At 66.0% G+C, this 16,998-nt stretch carries 16 protein-coding genes and 3 pseudogenes; 11 read left to right on the top strand and 8 right to left on the bottom strand.

Annotation, left to right across the window (positions count from 1 at the left end; translation table 11 throughout):
- Window positions 1-9 precede the first annotated feature (9 nt).
- Together ACQ86A_RS17730 and ACQ86A_RS17725 are read left to right on the top strand one after the other, a co-directional pair.
- Window positions 10-1,053 (top strand): lactonase family protein, encoded by a 1,044-nt coding sequence (locus ACQ86A_RS17730; RefSeq protein ID WP_431278244.1) that lies wholly within the window; start codon window positions 10-12, stop codon window positions 1,051-1,053.
- 112 nt (window positions 1,054-1,165) lie between these two features.
- Window positions 1,166-1,477 (top strand): YciI-like protein, encoded by a 312-nt coding sequence (locus tag ACQ86A_RS17725; RefSeq protein ID WP_431278243.1) that lies wholly within the window; start codon window positions 1,166-1,168, stop codon window positions 1,475-1,477.
- Between the two features lie 25 nt (window positions 1,478-1,502).
- Here the strand turns inward: ACQ86A_RS17725 and ACQ86A_RS17720 are convergent, their stop codons facing one another.
- Window positions 1,503-2,288, bottom strand: a complete 786-nt coding sequence (locus ACQ86A_RS17720; protein WP_431278242.1) for a CPBP family intramembrane glutamic endopeptidase — start codon at window positions 2,286-2,288, stop codon at window positions 1,503-1,505.
- Between the two features lie 435 nt (window positions 2,289-2,723).
- Between ACQ86A_RS17720 and ACQ86A_RS17715 the strand changes: the two genes are divergently transcribed.
- Complete coding sequence (locus ACQ86A_RS17715; RefSeq protein ID WP_431278241.1) at window positions 2,724-3,245, top strand: hypothetical protein; 522 nt, start codon at window positions 2,724-2,726, stop codon at window positions 3,243-3,245.
- Window positions 3,161-4,786 carry a bifunctional lysylphosphatidylglycerol flippase/synthetase MprF gene (locus tag ACQ86A_RS17710; RefSeq protein ID WP_431278240.1) on the top strand — a complete coding sequence of 542 codons (1,626 nt, stop codon included), beginning with the start codon at window positions 3,161-3,163 and terminating at the stop codon, window positions 4,784-4,786. Before ACQ86A_RS17715 ends, ACQ86A_RS17710 begins: the two co-directional genes overlap by 85 nt.
- Window positions 4,787-4,827: 41 nt before the next feature.
- On the opposite strand, the gene ACQ86A_RS17705 is transcribed toward ACQ86A_RS17710, so the two are convergent.
- Both ACQ86A_RS17705 and ACQ86A_RS17700 read right to left on the bottom strand, forming a co-directional pair.
- Window positions 4,828-5,763, bottom strand: a complete 936-nt coding sequence (locus ACQ86A_RS17705; RefSeq protein WP_431278239.1) for an alanine--tRNA ligase-related protein — start codon at window positions 5,761-5,763, stop codon at window positions 4,828-4,830.
- A gap of 125 nt (window positions 5,764-5,888) precedes the next feature.
- A pseudogene (locus ACQ86A_RS17700) lies at window positions 5,889-6,263 on the bottom strand (alanine--tRNA ligase-related protein); the annotation flags it as partial.
- 131 nt (window positions 6,264-6,394) lie between these two features.
- Here ACQ86A_RS17700 and ACQ86A_RS17695 point away from each other — a divergent pair.
- Complete coding sequence (locus ACQ86A_RS17695; protein WP_431278238.1) at window positions 6,395-6,715, top strand: DUF5652 family protein; 321 nt, start codon at window positions 6,395-6,397, stop codon at window positions 6,713-6,715.
- An 88-nt stretch (window positions 6,716-6,803) separates the two neighbouring features.
- On the opposite strand, the gene ACQ86A_RS17690 is transcribed toward ACQ86A_RS17695, so the two are convergent.
- The 3 genes from ACQ86A_RS17690 to ACQ86A_RS17680 form a co-directional block, all read right to left on the bottom strand.
- A complete protein-coding gene (locus ACQ86A_RS17690; protein WP_431278237.1) occupies window positions 6,804-7,472 on the bottom strand; it encodes a GAP family protein in 669 nt (222 codons plus the stop codon).
- 25 nt (window positions 7,473-7,497) lie between these two features.
- Window positions 7,498-8,700, bottom strand: a complete 1,203-nt coding sequence (locus ACQ86A_RS17685) for an AI-2E family transporter (protein ID WP_431278236.1) — start codon at window positions 8,698-8,700, stop codon at window positions 7,498-7,500.
- Between the two features lie 234 nt (window positions 8,701-8,934).
- Window positions 8,935-10,023 (bottom strand): ABC transporter permease, encoded by a 1,089-nt coding sequence (locus tag ACQ86A_RS17680; protein ID WP_431278235.1) that lies wholly within the window; start codon window positions 10,021-10,023, stop codon window positions 8,935-8,937.
- A gap of 82 nt (window positions 10,024-10,105) precedes the next feature.
- Between ACQ86A_RS17680 and ACQ86A_RS17675 the strand changes: the two genes are divergently transcribed.
- Window positions 10,106-10,732 carry a TetR/AcrR family transcriptional regulator gene (locus ACQ86A_RS17675; protein ID WP_431278234.1) on the top strand — a complete coding sequence of 209 codons (627 nt, stop codon included), beginning with the start codon at window positions 10,106-10,108 and terminating at the stop codon, window positions 10,730-10,732.
- Between the two features lie 13 nt (window positions 10,733-10,745).
- On the opposite strand, the gene ACQ86A_RS17670 is transcribed toward ACQ86A_RS17675, so the two are convergent.
- Entirely contained in the window at window positions 10,746-11,321 is a 576-nt protein-coding gene (locus ACQ86A_RS17670) for a nucleotidyltransferase family protein (protein WP_431278233.1), read from the bottom strand.
- 31 nt (window positions 11,322-11,352) lie between these two features.
- Between ACQ86A_RS17670 and ACQ86A_RS17665 the strand changes: the two genes are divergently transcribed.
- The gene (locus ACQ86A_RS17665; RefSeq protein ID WP_431278232.1) at window positions 11,353-12,474 is read left to right on the top strand and encodes an XdhC family protein; all 1,122 of its coding nucleotides are present in this window, start codon (window positions 11,353-11,355) and stop codon (window positions 12,472-12,474) included.
- Window positions 12,475-12,511: 37 nt separating this feature from the next.
- Here ACQ86A_RS17665 and ACQ86A_RS17660 read toward each other — a convergent pair.
- A pseudogene (locus tag ACQ86A_RS17660) lies at window positions 12,512-13,003 on the bottom strand (hypothetical protein); the annotation flags it as partial.
- Between the two features lie 210 nt (window positions 13,004-13,213).
- Here ACQ86A_RS17660 and ACQ86A_RS17655 point away from each other — a divergent pair.
- The 4 genes and pseudogenes from ACQ86A_RS17655 (at window position 13,214) to ACQ86A_RS17640 (ending at window position 16,965) form a co-directional block, all read left to right on the top strand.
- On the top strand, window positions 13,214-13,738 hold the full coding sequence (locus tag ACQ86A_RS17655) for a 2Fe-2S iron-sulfur cluster-binding protein (protein WP_431278231.1): 525 nt from the start codon (window positions 13,214-13,216) through the stop codon (window positions 13,736-13,738).
- Window positions 13,735-14,421 (top strand): annotated as a pseudogene (locus ACQ86A_RS17650) (FAD binding domain-containing protein); the annotation flags it as partial. The gene ACQ86A_RS17655 and the pseudogene ACQ86A_RS17650, both read left to right, overlap by 4 nt.
- Window positions 14,402-14,725: a hypothetical protein gene (locus ACQ86A_RS17645; RefSeq protein WP_431280479.1), complete on the top strand. Its 324-nt coding sequence runs from the start codon at window positions 14,402-14,404 to the stop codon at window positions 14,723-14,725. The pseudogene ACQ86A_RS17650 and the gene ACQ86A_RS17645, both read left to right, overlap by 20 nt.
- A complete protein-coding gene (locus tag ACQ86A_RS17640) occupies window positions 14,722-16,965 on the top strand; it encodes a xanthine dehydrogenase family protein molybdopterin-binding subunit (RefSeq protein WP_431278230.1) in 2,244 nt (747 codons plus the stop codon). Before ACQ86A_RS17645 ends, ACQ86A_RS17640 begins: the two co-directional genes overlap by 4 nt.
- The last annotated feature ends 33 nt before the right edge of the window (window positions 16,966-16,998 follow it).

Genomic DNA, 16,998 nt, shown 5'->3' with positions numbered 1-16,998 from the left:
GATGGGGTGATGACGAGCGCACTCCTCATCGGCGCATACACACAGAAGGTCCCCGACGTCGACGGTCACGCCGATGGCATCGTGAGCGCGGTCTTCGACGGGGACAACGTCGCCAGAGCGGAGGTCGCGGCTCAATTGCCGAACCCGTCGTGGCTCACCGCCAGTACCGACGGCTCCCGTGTCTATTCGGTGATGGAGACGACACCGGGTGGAGGCGTCGCCGCTTTCGCCCGCTATTCCGCAGGCTCGCTCACCTTGCTCGGCACGGCATCGGCGGGCGGTGCCGAGCCCGACCACCTCACACTCGACCCGAGCGAACGGTTCCTGGTCGTCGGCACGTACAGCGGCGGCTCGATTTCGGTAATCGCGCTCCACGACGACGGCGCTCTCGGCGAACGGGTCGCCTTCGTGCAGCATCACGGCAGCGGTCCGGATGCGCGCCGCCAGGAGAGCCCGCACGTGCATCAGGTGATCTTCGACGACGTCACCGGAGACCTCGTCGTCGTCGACTTGGGACTCGGCCAGGTGCTCTTCTACGGATTCGCCCCTGACGGGAAGCTGACCCTGCGCCCGGACGCGACGATCTCGTCCGGGGCCGCGGGGCCACGACATCTGGCGTTCCACCCCGACGGACAGCACGCGTTCGTCGTCAACGAGCTCGGCAACACGGTCGACGTTCTGCGGCGCGACGGCGACCGGTTCGAGCGGGCCGGCAGCGCATCCACTCGGCCCTTGAATGCGGTCGGCGAGAGTGCGACCGCAGCCGTGCGGGTCTCGCCCACCGGCGGCACCGTGTTCGCCACAAACCGAGGGGACGACACGGTCGCCGTGTTCTCGTTCGACCCGGTGGCCGGTCTGGTCCTCGTGGCGAGCGAGCCGAGCCGTGGCGGTGCACCACGAGACCTCATCCTGTCTCAGGATGCGCGCCGCGTCATCGTCGCCAATCAGGACAGTGACAGCGTTGCCGTCTTCGGCTTCGACGAGGACACGCGGACGCTGGAGTTCCTCTCGCTCGCATCCGTGCCCACGCCGGCCTGCCTGCTACTCGTGTAGCCAGGCCGTCGGCTCACTCGTGCGAACGGTCTTGATGGGTTGCGGCGGAAACACAATCCATGCCGAAGCGTGCGAGACAATGGTGAAACCAGTCATTGGAGGGACGAAAGAAATGGCGCTCACCCACGCGGTGCTCGAGTACACCTACGGCGACGACTATCTCGAAGCGCGTGAAGAGTATCGAGCGGCACATCTCGAGGTGGCGTGGGCGGCGGTCGACCGGGGCGATCTCGTGCTGGGCGGTGCGCTGGGGGAGGGGCCGTACTCGGGCCTCCTCGTCTTCGCCGGGGATGACGCGGTGAAGCTTGCCCAGAACTTCGCGGAAGTCGATCCCTACGTCGTCGGGGGCGTCGTCCGCGAGTGGGTGGCCCGGCCATGGACGACGGTCGTCGGCCAGGGAGCCGCCACGCCGGTTCGCCCGTAGCGCGCGACCCGGAACCGGGCGTCGACTACTCCAACTTCCGCCCCGATCGCAATGCCGCAGCCGGTCTCGCGGTACCGCGGATCACGAATGGTACGCATACGAGCGTCAGCAGCCCGGCGATCGGGATCACCGCGTTGACGATCTGGGCCAGGTCGGTCGGATGGCCTTGAGTAACCATGAAGACTGAAAAATCCCAGACGGCATGCAGAATCATGGCCGGGATCAGCGAGCCGGTCACGCGGCGGACGATGTAGTACGCGCTGCCCACGGCGAACGCGAAAAGCATCTGTTCGATTGTTCCGAAGAGATCGGCGCCGAGCAGCACATTCACACCGTGGAGGAGCGCGAATATCAGCGAGCTGAGGAACCACACCCAGCCCTCTGCGAGTCTGCTCCGCAGTGCGACCAGAAGAAGGCCGCGGATTGTGAGCTCTTCGGTGAATCCAACCAACAGGAGCAGGGCCGCCGCGCCGATGAACGGTGTGCCGACCGATCCCCAGTCCGTCAGCGCCAAATTCACGACAGCAAGCAGCGCGAAGAGTGCCGGTGCGACGATCGGCCACGCGTACCTACTCCGATGCTCGTCAACGAGGGCCGGCCGCCACCAGCCGAGCACGCTCGTAGTGATCGCGAGCAGGGCGCCGGCGACAATCAGTGAGATGTCTGCCCCGAGGAACAGATTCTCCGCGCTGTCCCCCCAGGCGGTGTACGGGATGCCGGAGGCGAGCTGGATCAGAAAAACCACCACGAGGTAGGCGGCGCAGATCGCGAGGCCGATCCAGACGCGCGGTCGTACTCTGAGTTCAGTCACGGCGAACATCCCATCTCCGAGGTGAACGGTGCGGCCAGAAGCTGCCGCTCCACGCTAACAAACACGGGTGGTATGTCCGCCGACCGGCTCAGCGTTGTCGGCCCCCTGATAGAACATGCGCACTCAGTCTGCCTTTGACAGCATTTTGACTACAAACGTGTGCGCCGCTGTGAGGTCCTACGAGATCACAAGAGCCGCTCGCGCCTCCTCGGATTTCGGGTCTGGCCACCCGCCCTGGCCAAGTTTGGCTCGCCGAGCTAGCTTTAGATGCAGCACGAACCTACGTGAACGTCATCATCTCTCACAGACGGAGACGAACCATGGCCCGACGACGGATCGCCGCACGAGCGGGCCGCCCCATCTGAGCTTGCGGACATGACCGGGTCGGGGGACGGGCAGGACTCAGGGGCACCGCTGGGTGCGTCGAATACGGACATGCGGGCGGCAGTCTTTTCGTTCATTGGCCGCGTACCCGTCACGCTCGGACTTGTCGCGGTCATTGTCGCTGTCGGATTTGTCGGGCAGGGACTCTGGTCCGCGACCGAGCAGCAACCGTGGTGGAGTGCGATCGCGTACGGGCTCCCTTCTTTCCAGCAAGGGCGTTGGTGGACACCGCTGACCGGTACGTTCTTCGTCGCCTCACCCCTGCTGTACATCCCGACACTGATCGGGTTCTTCTGGATGGCTCTCCTGGAGTGGAAGCGTGGGTCACGCGCCGCGTTCGCATACTTCGGTGCGGGGCAGTTGGTCGCGATCCTGGCGACCGCGGCGTTCCTCTACTTCGCCAGCATGCTGCCTTGGCCGTGGGCTATTGAGCTCGCCGGCTCGCTGGACGTCGGTCCGTCCGGTGGCACGGTGGCATGCTTTGCGGCGTGCGTGGGCTTGTTTGCCTCACCGTGGCGTCAGCGGGGCTGGCTGATCGCCTTCCTCTACGCTGCCATCAGCGTCCTCTTTTAGGGACTCTCGCGGATCTGGAGCATGCCTTCGCGGTCGTATTCGTGCTGGCTGTCGATCGATCCTTCCGCATCCGGCGTGCAAGCATTCGGGAACGGCGTCTTCTTGCTTTCGCCGCAAGCGTCGCGCTCGGGGCGATCCAGGTGCTGGCATTGCTCGTGCCGACGAATGGCCCTTTCGGTTCGACCGCGCCGCTCGCCGGCCCGTGGCTCGACGTCGTCATCGACGTCGTCGTCATTGTCTTCGTGGCGAACGGCTTGCGGCTCGGCAGGCGCTGGGCGTGGGTGTTGTCGGTTGTCTGGGGCGCCGTTAATGTGCTGGTCGCGGCACTGTACGTGGTCCTGTCCTTGCTGTACCCGGATGTGGTGAGACTCGATTGGGGCGATGTCGATGTCTCGATCGCAACTTCCGTGTTGTGGTTGGCTTTTCTGCTCTACCTTGTGACGACCAGTCGTGCGTTCAGTGCACACAGACGTCGCGCGCTCGGAGCGAATGCAAGACGCACGCATCCTGATCAGAGCCCGACTCCAGACGACGCACGCATCGTCGTCGAGACGGATGGCGGCGGGACCCTGTCGTGGATGTCGACCTGGTCGGGGATGGAGTATTTCCGCACGACCGGCGGCATGGTGGCGTACCAGAAGCACGCGGGTGTCGCGATCGTGCTGGGCGACCCTCTCGGGGCCCCTTCGACCGCGGCGTCGAGCGTCGAGGAGTTCGTCGACGCGGCCGAGCGCGACGCGCTCATCCCGTGCTTCTTCAGCGCGAGCGAACTCACCCGCGATGCGATGCCGGAAGGCTGGCGCAGCCTTGTCATCGCCGACGACACGATCGTCGACCTTCCCGGGCTGACATTCACTGGCAAGCCATGGCAGCACGTCCGGACGGCATTGAATCGGGCTGCTCGCGAAGAGGTTTCGTTTCGGATGACGACACTGGCAGCCGAGACGTGGGGTGTGCGTCAGCAGCTTCGCGCGATCTCAGAGTCGTGGGTCGGTGACAAGGGTCTTCCCGAGATGCGGTTCACGTTGGGCACCATGCACGAAGCAGAAGATCCGGAGGTGCGGCTCGCGCTGGCCGTCTCGAACGTGGGCGATGTCGAAGGGTTCGTGTCGTGGCTGCCGGTTTTCGGACCGGGAGGCAGGCATAGAGGCTGGACGCTCGACTTGATGCGTCGCCGGGATGGCGGCTTCGGTGCCGTCATGGAGTTCCTCATCGGTTCCTCAGCCCAAGTCTTCGCCGACGAGGGCGCGCAGATCATCTCGTTGTCGGGCGCACCGTTGTCGCACGCGGTCGGTGCCGAGGAGGGGCGTATCGCGCAACTCCTCGGACAGCTCGCCACGGTGTTGGAGCCGGTGTACGGCTTCTCGTCACTTCACCGATTCAAGGAGAAGTTCAATCCGCGCTACGAACCGATCTACCTGCTCTACCGGGATGAGGGTGACCTCGCTCGGATCGGCCAAGGTCTGGTTCGTGCCTTCCTTCCGGATGCGACGATCCGACAGTTCGCTGCCGCCGGAATCGACATGCTTCACAAAGACTGAGCGGTCTCCGTGATCCGGGGACGAAGGTGACAGCCCCGGGATCAGGCGCCAGCGACTTCGACACCTCCGGGAAGTCCTGCGGCGCCGAGCCGAGTGGTAGAGCGGGAGCGATCTCGCTGCGCTTGGAGCGCGGAATCGAAATCGCGCTCCCAGTCAGGGTCGATGTCTATGGCCAGGCGGCCAGCTTCCTCGATGGTCAGCTCTTTGGGGAACCCGTTCGTGTCGGAGAGGGTGAAGACGTCGCGTCCGGTGATCGTGCGACCGGCGAACGCCGAGACGGCGCGCAGGCCCGCCTCGATGGTGCGCCTGAACGCTCGCTCCTCCTTGACCAGGACGTCGATCACTTCCTCGCGCCGCTGCTGCACCTCGGGATAGTCGTCGGCGTAGAGGTCGGCTATCACGGGCACGATCTGACCCAGGAAGTTCTCGTTGAGACCGAGGGACAGTGCGAGCCGGATCGCGCGACGCAGCAAGCGGCGCATCACATAGCCCTGCTCCTTGTTCGACGGCCGCACCCCGTCGACCGCGAGAAAGGTCGCTCCCCGCAGATGATCGACCACGATCCGCATCGCGTGCGTCTCATCCTCGTAGCGCCTGCCCGTGAGTTCTTCGAGCTTCTCAACGATGGGCCACAGCAGACTGATGCGAAAGACATCGGCCGAGTGGATGGCCGCCGCCGCGATACGTTCGAGCCCTCCGCCGAAGTCGACGTTTCTCCGAGCAAGCGGCGCGAACGTTCCGTCGTCGAGCCGCCGGTACTGCATGAAGACCTGATTGCCGATCTCCATGAATCGGCCGCCGTCGCTCGCGGGATGCGCCTCGCCGTATGCCGGGTCGTGGTGCTCCGGACCGAAGTCGTAGAAGACCTCGCTGTCGGGACCGCAAGGATCGCCGATCGGAGTACCGCCGAGCGAACCGCCCCGCGACCACCAGTTCTCGTTCCCGTCGTAGTAGAAGATCCGTTCCCCGGCACGCACCCCGCTCTATCGCCGTCGGCCTGGCTGCCGATTGCGGCGATGTCGGCCGTGATGCCCCGCTCCGCGAATACGGCCTGCCAGATCCGCGCGGCCTCCTCGTCGCGCGGGATGCCGGAAGCTTCGTCGCCGATGAAACAGGTCACCGACAACCGATCGGGATCCAACCCGACGGTGTCGACGAGGAAGCTGAAGAATTGCCGGATCTGCTGCTCTTTGAAGTAGTCGCCGAGGCTCCAGTTGCCCAGCATCTCGAAGAATGTGGTGTGGCGATTGTCGCCGACTTCGTCGATGTCTTGCGCGCGCACACACGGTTGGCTGTCGGTGAGGCGCACGCCCGCGGGATGCGGTTCGCCCAGGAGGTAGGGAAGCAGCGCCTGCATCCCGCTTCCCGTGAAGAGGGTGCTCGGGTCGGGAGGAACGAGACTGGCGCGCGGAATGACCGTGTGACCCCTGCTCTCCAAGTACTGCAGGTACGAGTTGCGGATCTCGTGAGCGTCCATCACCACAGGATTCCACGAATCCCGGCCGCCCGGAATGATGAGCAGGGTACGACCCTCGTCGAGAGCGGTGCCTCGCCCGGCGCCTTTTCGACGCTTGACACTGGAAGCGCGACCGCAGTGGAATGAACGCCATGAGAAAGAACCCAGGCTCATTCAGAAAGCGGATGCCCGACATCACGCCGGCTCGACGCGCGCTCCTCGTCGTGGCGATCGCCTGGAGTCTCGGGTGGAAAGGCGCGTCGCTTTGGCGCGCCGCCAAGAACGGCAGCAAGCCGTGGTTCATCGCCCTGCTGCTGACGAACACGCTGGGCGTGCTCGATGCCGTCTACCTCTTTGTGCTCGACCGTCGCCCGTCGAACCCCCGGCTGGTCGAGGAGACCATCCTCGCCGCCACCGGTGAACCCGAGCAGGGCGGCCATTGGGACGAACCTCGAGGCCCCGTCGGGCCCTGAACCGATCCGAGAACGGTTTGCTGCTACCCCGATAACCGCGTCACGCGGCGATGAGTACCCGCGGCGGCGGATCAGCCCAGCCGACAGATCAGCCGAGCCGAGAGATGCCGTTGCCCAGGATGAAGACTCCGACCAGAACGAGGACGAGGATGGTGACGATCGCGCTGTTTGCCGTTATCCAGATTCTTGCGCGTTCGAGTTGAGGCTGTGTGCGGGTCGGGGAAGCGAGCGCGAAGACGACGAGACCGATGACGGCCGAGGTGCTGATCACGGTGTAGACGGTGATCACCACGACAGCTCCGCTCACGGGCACATAGGCGCCGCGAATGGCCAGACCGACGGCAGCGCTGAGCAGTAGAGCCTTAGGCCGGAGACTGAGGGCAAGCGCGAAGCCCAGCGATGTCCACGGGCCGAACGAGCGGACGGCGCGCAACCACCGCGGTTCCGTCGTAGTCTCCTCACGCGGGCGTCGGCGCCACTGGACGAAGGCGAGCACTACGAGTGCCAAGCCGATGATGATCTCGACGATGCCGACCGCTACTTGCGGTTGCCGATGACTCGACAGAGGCAGCGCCTGCGCCAGAAGCGAGAACACCGCCGTCGTCACGAAGATCCCGGCGACCCAGCCGATCATGTACGGGATCGACGACCGTCGCGCGTTCGGTGACAGGAGAATGACGATCGTCGCCGTCAGTGGTACCGAGCTGACCAGTCCCGCCACAGCGAGCGGGAGAACGTGCCCCAGTGCATCCCACACAGCCTTGTCCTCTCCCGCTCGCCGCTCAGGAACCCGAGCCGGATGCGGCAGGGCCGCCCGCTGGGCCTCTGTGTCGTTGCGCCTTGCGGGCTTGCGACTCCTGCTTCATGAGCCGCTTCGCCTCGGTGAGGTCACCGATTGGCGCTCGCCAGATGCGAGCCCCGGGATCCGCATCGATGAGGATCGCTCGGACGAAGAGGGTGAGCGGGACGGCGAGGATCGCGCCGATCGGACCGATGACGACCGCCCAGAACAGCACGGAGAAGAACGTGAGGGTCTGGCTGAGCGCGACCGCGTTGCCGACGACTTTCGGCTGCACGATCGACTGGACCACCGCGTTGATGAGCCCGTACACGACGATGACCGCGATGACCGTGCCCCAACCGCCCGTGAGGTAGCCGAACACGAGTGGGGGGATCAGGGCTACGAAGTAGCCGACGTTCGGGATGAAGCTGCAGAGGAACGAGAGTATCGCCCAGAGGAGGGCGGCGGGGACGCCGAGGATCACGAGAGCGAACCCGTTGATGAGGCCCTGCACGATGCCGAGCGCCGCGGTGACCACCATGTACCGACGGACATTGCGCGCGTATCCGCTCAGTGCGAAGACCAGGCCGGGCTTCGTCGGTTGGAGCTGCTTCATGACGGTGGGCGTGTATGCGGCATCGGCGGGCATCAGGATGAGCATCGTCAGCACGATGACGAGGAAGCTCACCAGACCGAACGCGTCGCCGAGGACGCTGGTCGCCAGATTCAGGAGCTTGCCCGGGTCGAAGCCGGAGACGATCGTCTGCACCTGAGCCGCACCGATTCCGATGCTCTCCAGCCACGATCCGAGTTGTTGACCCAGTTGCTCGAGCTGCTCCGTGTACTGAGGGAGCATCCCGACGAACTCGGCGGTCGCCAGGATGAGGAGCCCGACGAAACCAGCGAGCAATGCAAATACGGTGAGAGCGACGGCGACCGTGGCGAGGCCGTCCGGCGTTCCGTGTCTGGTGAGCCAGACGCGCACCGGTTGTGCGCAGATCGTGAGAATCAGCGCGAGCAGAACGGGAGCGAGGATCCCGCCGATCGCGTGCATCCCGAACGCGATGACGACCGCGCTGGCCAGGCCGAGCAAGATGCGCACGCCGCGACCGGAGTCTGTCTGCGCCGATGCCTCCTCAGCTGGGGGTGGGGCCGGAGCCTCGTGCTGCTTGTGGAACGGCCACCAACTTCGTCGCTCAGCCATCGTCTTGATCCTCACGGGTTCGGACTGTGATCGGGCATCGACGCGCAACACCGATCGTTTGGCGACTGTAACCGTGCCGAGGGTTCGCGTCTAGACGGATCATGGCAGCCAGCGCAGGTCATGCGCTTCAAACGGAGTGGCCCGGAAATCGTGGAGAACCCACGAATCCCGGGCCACTACTCATGGCGACCGCGTCGATGTTTCAGCTCGAACGAGGGCGACCCGACGCTCGTGTCACGCGAGCGCGGGTTCCGCCGCTACGTCGGTGGGGTTCTCCTCGACGGTCATTCGGCCCTGGTCGCGGAAGTGGCCGACGACGATGAGGATGAGACCGAACACTGCCCATCCGCAGAGCACCAGGATGGGGAATGCCGGGTTCGCGTCGTGGAAGTACGAGGTGTCGCGTAGGAGCGAGATGCCGGCGCCCGGTGGCAGGAACTGACCGACCGTGCCCCACGGGACGGGTATGAACTCCTTCGGGAAGGCCGCGCCCGAGATCGGGTTGCCGACCAGCATGAAGAGCACGGGACCGACGGCGACGCCGATGCGGCCGAGCAGTGAAGCGAAACCGACGATGGTCGCGCCCATCGCCAGCAGTGTGAGCGCGAAGGCTCCGGCGTTCGCCCAGTATGAGCCGCCGAGGAATCCGAACCATCCCTGCATGATCCCCGCGATTGCGAGGCCGCCGACGATCGCGTAGGCGAAGAGGGAGACGACCCGACGCCAGGCGCCGCTCACGACGAACGTGATACCGATGCCGCCGATCAGCCCGCCGAAGACGAGAGGCAGGGCAGCGGCGGTGAGGCCGACCCCACGGAGGTCGGTGCTGATCAGGGGGACGACGTCGGTCAGCGGCACTTCGACGGTCGGAGCCGTTGCGGCACCCGCAGCGGCAGCTGCGGCAGCGGCTTGCTGCGTCGCCATGAGCTGGATCTGGGTGTGGATCTGCGTCATCAGGATGTTGGTCGCCGAGCTGGCCGCGGATGCCGTGAGGACTTCAGGGGCGCTGCCCAGAATGACGGCGCCGTAGGCGTCGCGCGATTTGATCTTCGAAACGGCCTCGTCGCGATCCGAGACGGTGATCAGCTTGAAGGCCCCGTCCGCCTGCTTGTCGAGAGCGGTCTGGACCTGCTGCACGGCCTCGGCAGGGCCGCTGATGGCGATCGGCACGTTCTGCGGGTTCAGCGTCGCGCTCGGCCAGGTGAACGCGAGCACGATCACACAAACCACAGCCGAGAGGAGGACTCCCATCACACCGGCCCTCAACCACGGAGTGTGAGGTGCACGCGGTTCGGGCGAGCCTGTCGAATTCGTCGTAGTCATGGGAACCCCTCAGCTGCAAAAAAGCGATCAATCGTTCGCTTTGAACCATAGCGGAGATAGGATGCTTTCGGAAAGGGGTCCCGTGCCCAAGGTGACTGAGGCTTATCGCGAAGCGCGCCGCAACCAGATCCTCGACGCTGCGGTCGCCTGTTTCGTGCGTAATGGCATTCATGCGTCAACGATGGCGGATGTGATCGCGGAGTCTGGCTTGTCCTCCGGGGCGATCTACGACTACTACGGCAGCAAGCAGGAACTCGTCCTCGCGGCGGTGCGACGAGAAGGAGCAGGCCGAGCGGCGGCGATCGACGCGGCCGGCCAGGACGCGCCCATCCCGCCGAGCGGAGTCCTTCGCATTCTGGACGACGCGTTCCTCCGTCAACCGAATGCGCCGACAATCGTTCTGCAGCTGTGGAGCGAAGCCGCAACGGATCCGGCATTCGCGGAGATCGCGAACAGCGCGTTCGGCGAACTGAGCCGAGCCTTCCGACGCCCACTCGTTCACTGGGCACGAGAGCACTATGGCCTCGACGACGACGCGGCGACCGAATGGGCGGAGCGACTTCTCCCGACGATGGTGGCACTGAGCCAGGGTCTCGTCGTGCAGAAGACGATCGTTCCGGGCTTCGATCGCGAACGGTACTTCGCGGGTATCGACCAACTATTCGATCAGCGCGTCACGAGCCCTGATCCTGCCGGTTCGAGATACTGACGAGGGTCCGTTGCTAGCGCGCGTCGACGTCGGCTCCGTCCCACAGGTCTCCGCATTCGACATCCAGAACTCCGTTGTCGACAAGGTAGGCGCGGGCTCCGCGATCCCCGGTCAAAGTCTCGACCAGCGCGCTCCAGTGCCGACGGCCGATGATGACGGGATGGCCGGGGCGGCCGAAATACGTGGCTTGGGCGCATCCGTCGCTCAGCGATGGCCCGATGGCAGCGAGCAGTCGGGTCACTGCCGAGACAGGAGCGGATGGGGTGTCGACGGGCGTGATGACAAGGGCCTCAGCGGGCGTGCGGGATGCGGCCGCGATTCCCGCGCGCAAGGTCGCCGACAGCCCCATGGCCCAGTCTTCGACCAGTACGGTCTCGGCGTGTGCGGGGACAAGCGCGGCGGCCTCCGCCGATCCGGCTCCGAGAGCAACGAACACGCGATCGCATCCGGCATCGACAAGCATGTGAACAGCAAGGGCGCTCCAGGGGGTGCCGTCCGCGTCGAGCGCGAGGGCTTTCGGCCCTCCGAAGCGGGAGCCCGCACCGGCGGCGAGAACGAGGCCGCACAGGCCGTGTACGTGTCCGGACATTGTCTGCACAGCGTAGCGATATCGGGTGCTCATGCTTGAGCTCGCCGAACGTCTCCTTCCGCTCCTGCGCGCCGGCGCGGAAGTCGCCGCCATCTCTGTGACCCGGGTTCTTCGCAGTGCGCCGCACGGCGTGGGCGCGACGATGGCGGTGACCGCGGACGGAACGATCATCGGGTCGATCTCGGGTGGATGCGTCGAGGGCGACTCCGTCGCGCTCGGCCTGACGACGCTTCGCAACGGCACGACCGGCACGGCTCGATTCGGTTTCGACGACACGACCGCACACGCGGCCGGGCTCGCCTGCGGCGGCACGATCGACGTCATCTCCTACGTCGTCGGAGCGGAGCACATCGCGGTGCTCGAACGCGCCGCGAGCGGTGAGGCGGTCTCGATCGGTGTCGTGACCTCGGGTCCCGGCCGCGGTCGCGTCATCACCGAGCCGGGTCTGTTCGCCCCGGCAGCTGTCGCGGGTCGGGAAAACGTCCTCGTGCCGGCGGCCGCCCCATCCGGAGCAGCCGAACCGCTCGACCTGCTCGTGCTCTCACGCGCCCCGATGCCTCGACTCATCATCCTGGGCGCGGGCGAGTACACCGCGGCACTCTGCAAGGTCGCGACATCGGCCGGATACGCCGTCACCGTGTGCGACGCGTGGGAGTCATTGGCGACCAGGTCCAGGTTCCCGGATGCAGACAAAGTCGTCACGGCGTTCCCCGACGAGTACCTGTCGTCGCTGACGGGGGACGACATCGACACGCGCACCGCCATCTGCGTTCTGACCCATGATGAGCGACTGGATGTTCCTGCATTGCGCGTCGCTCTCGGCATGCCTGTCGGGTTCGTCGGCGCGATGGGAGCGCGAGCGACGGTGGCTCGGCGGGCCGCTCTCCTCCGGGAGGCCGGGGTGGACGACAGCGCGCTGAGCCGGCTCCACTCGCCGCTCGGCCTGGATCTGGGCGCCTCGACGCCGGGCGAGACGGCGCTCTCAATCCTCGCCGAGATCACGGCTGCGCGCCACGGCGGAACCGGTTCGCCATTGCGCAGTATCTCTGGTCCGATGCACCACTCGCCCGCTGAGAGCGAGGCCGCGTGCCCGGTTCCGCCCGAAGATTCGGCTCAGGATGGTGGCGCAGCCCCTCGAGATAGACGCAGATGAACCGGTCGACTCGCTCGTCGAACCGGATCGACGCGGAACCGCCCTGGGCTTCGAGCTCCTCGTGCAGGGCGACGACCGCGGGTGGCGGATGAGCAACCTGCCAGAGGCCCGCGGCTGTCACGCTGGTCATGGTCACCAGGTCCAGGTAGGCCTCGCGGGGGAGGGTCGGAGCGGCGGTGTGCAGTGCGTCGGCCACTCGCCCTGCCGCGCCGAAGGCCGCGCTCTTCGAGCTTCGCAGTGCATCGAGTGGAACGTTCCGCTCCAGAGTGAGTGCCGAATATGTCAGCAATTGGCAGAACAGCGGGCGGTCGGTGAGCGAGCGCGTCAGAACCGTAACCAGCCGGGCGTCGTCGGCTTTGTCACCGGTCAGCTCGGCGACGACCGCATCGGCCCAGGACTGCCACTCGATCTCGGCGATGCGGAGGAAGATCTCCTCCCGGGTGGCGAAGTATTTCAGAAGGGCGGTCTTGTGCATGCCGATGCTCGCGGCGATCGTCCCGAGGCTGACGGCGCCGACTCCATCGCGCATGGCGACCTGTCTGGCTGCGTCGAGGATCGCGGCGTACCGCTGCTCTTTCTGCTCCGGCCTCCGAGCGCGGATGAACGCGACTTCGAGCTCCTCGGGTCCGGTCTCCACTCGCTGATCTTAGCTCCGGCGCGCCGACGATTCGCGGACGGGTCTTGGTAAGTCAACGGTGTTGTCCTATTCTGATGCCACGGAGCGATGAGGGAGGTCCGCGTGCAGGATGTGCAGCTGACGGTCAATGGCGAGAATCACCGGATGCGAGTGGACACGCGGGTCAGCCTGCTCGACGCGCTGCGCGAGCATCTGGGTCTGACTGGCACCAAAAAGGGATGCGACCAGGGCGCGTGCGGCGCCTGCACGGTCATCGTGGACGGTCAGCGAATCGCTTCCTGTCTCGCCCTGGCGGTCCAGTACGACGGGCGACAGATCACCACGATCGAAGGCCTCGGGACGGCCGAAGCGCCCCATCCGATGCAGCGAGCGTTCGTCAAGCATGACGGGTTTCAGTGCGGATACTGCACGTCCGGTCAGATCTGCTCGGCGATCGCGATGCTGGACGAGTACCGCGCGGGAGCGCCGAGCGTGGTCACCGAGGATATCGGCGCCACAGACATCAGGCTCTCCGATGGCGAGATCAGGGAGCGCATGAGCGGTAACCTCTGCCGCTGCGGTGCGTACAACGGGATCGTCGCCGCTATCCGCGAGGTTGCCGTGTCCACTGGGGTCTCCGAGCAATGAAGGCGTTCGAATATGTGCGGGTGACCGGCACTGACGACGCGGTACGTGCCCTCGCCGAGCCGGGCGCTGTGGCGCTGGGTGGTGGAACCAACCTCGTCGACTTGATGAGGCGCGGAGTATCGCGGCCGGATGCGCTGGTCGACGTTTCGAGGCTCCCCTTGACGGGAATCGAAGAGCTCCCCGATGGGAGCATCCGGATCGGTGCACTGGTGCGCAACAGCAGCCTCGCCGCTCATGCCCTGGTGCGGCAGCGATATCCCATGCTCGCCAGGGCATTGCTGGCCGGCGCTTCAGCGCAGGTGCGCAACATGGCCACGGTCGGGGGCAACCTGCTACAGCGCACTCGCTGTCTCTACTTCGTCGATACCTCGGCCGCCTGCAACAAACGCGAGCCGGGTACCGGTTGCTCGGCTCTGGACGGGTTCAACCGCAACACGGCGATTCTGGGAACGAGCGAGCACTGCATCGCGGCGCATCCGTCGGACATGGCGGTCGCGTTGGTGGCGCTGGACGCCGTCGTCGACGTGCGGAGCGTTCGGGGCGAGCGGCGCATCCCGTTGGCCGAGTTGCACCGGCTGCCGGGCGATGCGCCGCAGCGCGACACGACTCTCGAGGACGATGAGCTGATCGTCGCCGTCGCGATCCCGCGACCGGCGAGCGAGAATTCGACGTATCGCAAGGTGCGCGATCGGGCATCCTTCGCTTTCGCACTCGTGCTCGGTCGCGGCAGCGCTCGAAGTTGCTGACGGGACGATCACGGTCGCGCGGGTCGCCCTCGGTGGCGTGGCACACAAGCCGTGGCGAGCCGTGGAAGCGGAGCGGATCCTCATCGGCGCACCGGCCACTGAGGAGACCTTTCGGGCGGCGGCTGACGCCGAACTCGCCAGTGCCCAGGGTCGTGGCGAGAATGCGTTCAAAGCCGAACTCGCGTGCAGGACCATCGTGGCGACCCTCTCCGCTCTCGCAGCGACGGCGGATGCGGCATGAGCACGACGACCGAACGCAGCTCGGCGGGAGAGGCGACCACCTACGTCGGCAAACCTGTCGACCGAGTAGACGGAGTCGTCAAGACGTCTGGGCAGGCGAGGTATTCGGCCGAATACGGCTTCGCCGACCTTGCCTACGCGGCCTTGGTGCATTCGACCATCGCCCGAGGCCGGATCACCGCGATCGATTCCGACGCTGCGGCGGCCGTACCGGGCGTCATCCAGGTCATCACCCACGAGAACGCGCCACGGATGGCGTCGCCGCCCAAGGTCAACTTTCTCAAAGCGGGTAGCGCTGCCGGCGGCACTCGGGTGAACTACCTCAACACCGACGAGGTCTTCTGGAACGGTCAGCCTGTCGTCGTGGTCGTCGCGGAGACCCAAGAAGCCGCGAACGAAGCCGCTCGCCTGGTCGAGGTGCGGTACGAAGTGTCTCCAGCGGTCACGGACTTCGTCGCGGCGCAGGCGGACGCGGTCACGATCAAGAACAACATCATCTTCGTCGGAGAGGCGAAGGTCGGAGATCCGGACGGTGCGCTCGCAGCAGCATCCGTCAAGGTCGACAACAACTATGCGACGCCGCCGCACAATCACAATGCACTGGAGCCGCACGCCACCACGGCCGTCTGGGAGGGCGACTCCCTCACTGTCTACGACGCGACCCAGAACATCGACTGGACCCGCCGCTATCTAGCGCTCCGTTTCGATGTGCCGGCCAGTGGAGTGCGCGTCATCGCGACGTATGTCGGCGGCGGGTTCGGCGGGAAGGCGGCAGTGTGGGCAGGAACGGTACTCGCGGTCCTGGCCGCTCGCGCATGCGATCGCCCGGTCCGCATGGCACTGAGTCGGGAGTCCGTGTATCGCACCGTCGGCGCGCGCAGCCCAACAGCGCAGCGCGTCGCGCTGGCTGCAGAATCGGATGGGCACCTCACCGCGTTGGTTCACACCGGGATCTCCCAGGTCGGGCGAGTCGGCGGGATGGTGGAACCGGTGGCGTCCCAGTCCGGACACGTCTACACCGTGGCGAACATCCTCCTGCGGCAGGCGACGACGGAGCTGGATGTGTTGCCGAACACCTTCATGAGGGCGCCCGGCGAGGCGATGGGCTCGTTCGCTCTCGAGTCGGCGGTCGACGAGCTCGCCGCCGAGCTGGGTATGGACCCGATCCAGTTCCGCCTCCTGAACGACCCGGAGCGCAGTCCGATCGACGGCAAGCGATTCACTCGCCGAGCCCGCCGGTCGGTATACGAACGTGGCGCGGAGCAGTTCGGTTGGGCGGAGAGACCCGCGCTGCCCCGCGCCACCCGCGACGGCCGCTGGCTGGTCGGATGGGGTGTGGCCGGCGCGTTCTATCTGCCGGCTCAGATGCCGGCCGACGTCTTGGTGCGGCTCAATGCGGACGGCACCGTCCTTGTGCGTTGCGCCTTCCACGAGATCGGAGTCGGCGCTGCCACGGCCCAGGCGCAGATCGTCGCCGACGCACTGCACGTACCTGTCGAAGCCGTGACCGTCGAACACGGAGACAGCGACCAACCGGCGGGCCCTGGCGCATTCGCGTCGGCGCAGACCGCCAGTCTCGCGGCAGCCATGCTCCAAGCGTGCGAGCAGATCACGCATGACCTGCAACGGTTGGCCAGCCGCGATCGCAAGCAGTCCGGCGACGGGACGACGCGAGGGGCTGTCGGTTCGGTCATCGCCAACGCGGGGCTTCCATATCTGGAGGCGCGAACAGGATCCGATTCGGTGGTCGGACGCAGTCTCTCCCAGGTGCGCTTCATCACCGGCCTGATTCGCGACCGACGACGTTTCGTGCGAGCAGCGACCGGTGCTCACTTCTGTCAGGTGAAGGTCGATATCGACACGGGTGAAATCCGCATCTCGCGGTGGCTCGGTGTCTTCGACGTGGGTCGCGTCATCAACGCGAAACTGGCCGCGAGTCAGCTGCGCGGCGGCATCATCATGGGGTTGAGCGCCGCGATCGCAGAGGAAGCCCTCATAGATCCGCGAACCGGGCGACAGACAAATGCCGACCTCGTCGGATACCACGTGCCGGTACATGCCGACATCCCGAGGATCGACATCGATTACCTGGACGAGCCGGACCCGACCTCACCGCTCGGGTTGCTCGGCCTCGGCGAAGTCGGGGTGACGGGCGCAGCAGCCGCCGTCGCGAACGCGGTCTACCATGCGACCGGAGTGCGGGTGCGAGATCTTCCGATCACCCTCGATCGGCTTCTGTGATCAGGGATGAACCGGATGCGTGAACAAACGAGA

Origin of the sequence: Leifsonia poae (genome assembly GCF_050632195.1) — a bacterium.
GTDB lineage: Bacteria > Actinomycetota > Actinomycetes > Actinomycetales > Microbacteriaceae > Leifsonia > Leifsonia poae_C.
Note: the sequence above shows the minus strand (reverse complement) of the source record. Positions and strands in the feature narration are given on the sequence as shown.

Bases quoted from the DNA above. Each gene is read 5' to 3' on its own strand.
- ACQ86A_RS17680 (WP_431278235.1), bottom strand. From the start codon at position 10,023: ATGACTACGACGAATTCGACAGGCTCGCCCGAACCGCGTGCACCTCAC.
- ACQ86A_RS17640 (WP_431278230.1), top strand. From the start codon at position 14,722: ATGAGCACGACGACCGAACGCAGCTCGGCGGGAGAGGCGACCACCTAC.
- ACQ86A_RS17695 (WP_431278238.1), top strand. From the start codon at position 6,395: ATGAGAAAGAACCCAGGCTCATTCAGAAAGCGGATGCCCGACATCACG.
- ACQ86A_RS17730 (WP_431278244.1), top strand. From the start codon at position 10: ATGACGAGCGCACTCCTCATCGGCGCATACACACAGAAGGTCCCCGAC.
- ACQ86A_RS17725 (WP_431278243.1), top strand. From the start codon at position 1,166: ATGGCGCTCACCCACGCGGTGCTCGAGTACACCTACGGCGACGACTAT.
- ACQ86A_RS17665 (WP_431278232.1), top strand. From the start codon at position 11,353: ATGCTTGAGCTCGCCGAACGTCTCCTTCCGCTCCTGCGCGCCGGCGCG.
- ACQ86A_RS17685 (WP_431278236.1), bottom strand. From the start codon at position 8,700: ATGGCTGAGCGACGAAGTTGGTGGCCGTTCCACAAGCAGCACGAGGCT.
- ACQ86A_RS17715 (WP_431278241.1), top strand. From the start codon at position 2,724: ATGCGGGCGGCAGTCTTTTCGTTCATTGGCCGCGTACCCGTCACGCTC.
- ACQ86A_RS17670 (WP_431278233.1), bottom strand. From the start codon at position 11,321: ATGTCCGGACACGTACACGGCCTGTGCGGCCTCGTTCTCGCCGCCGGT.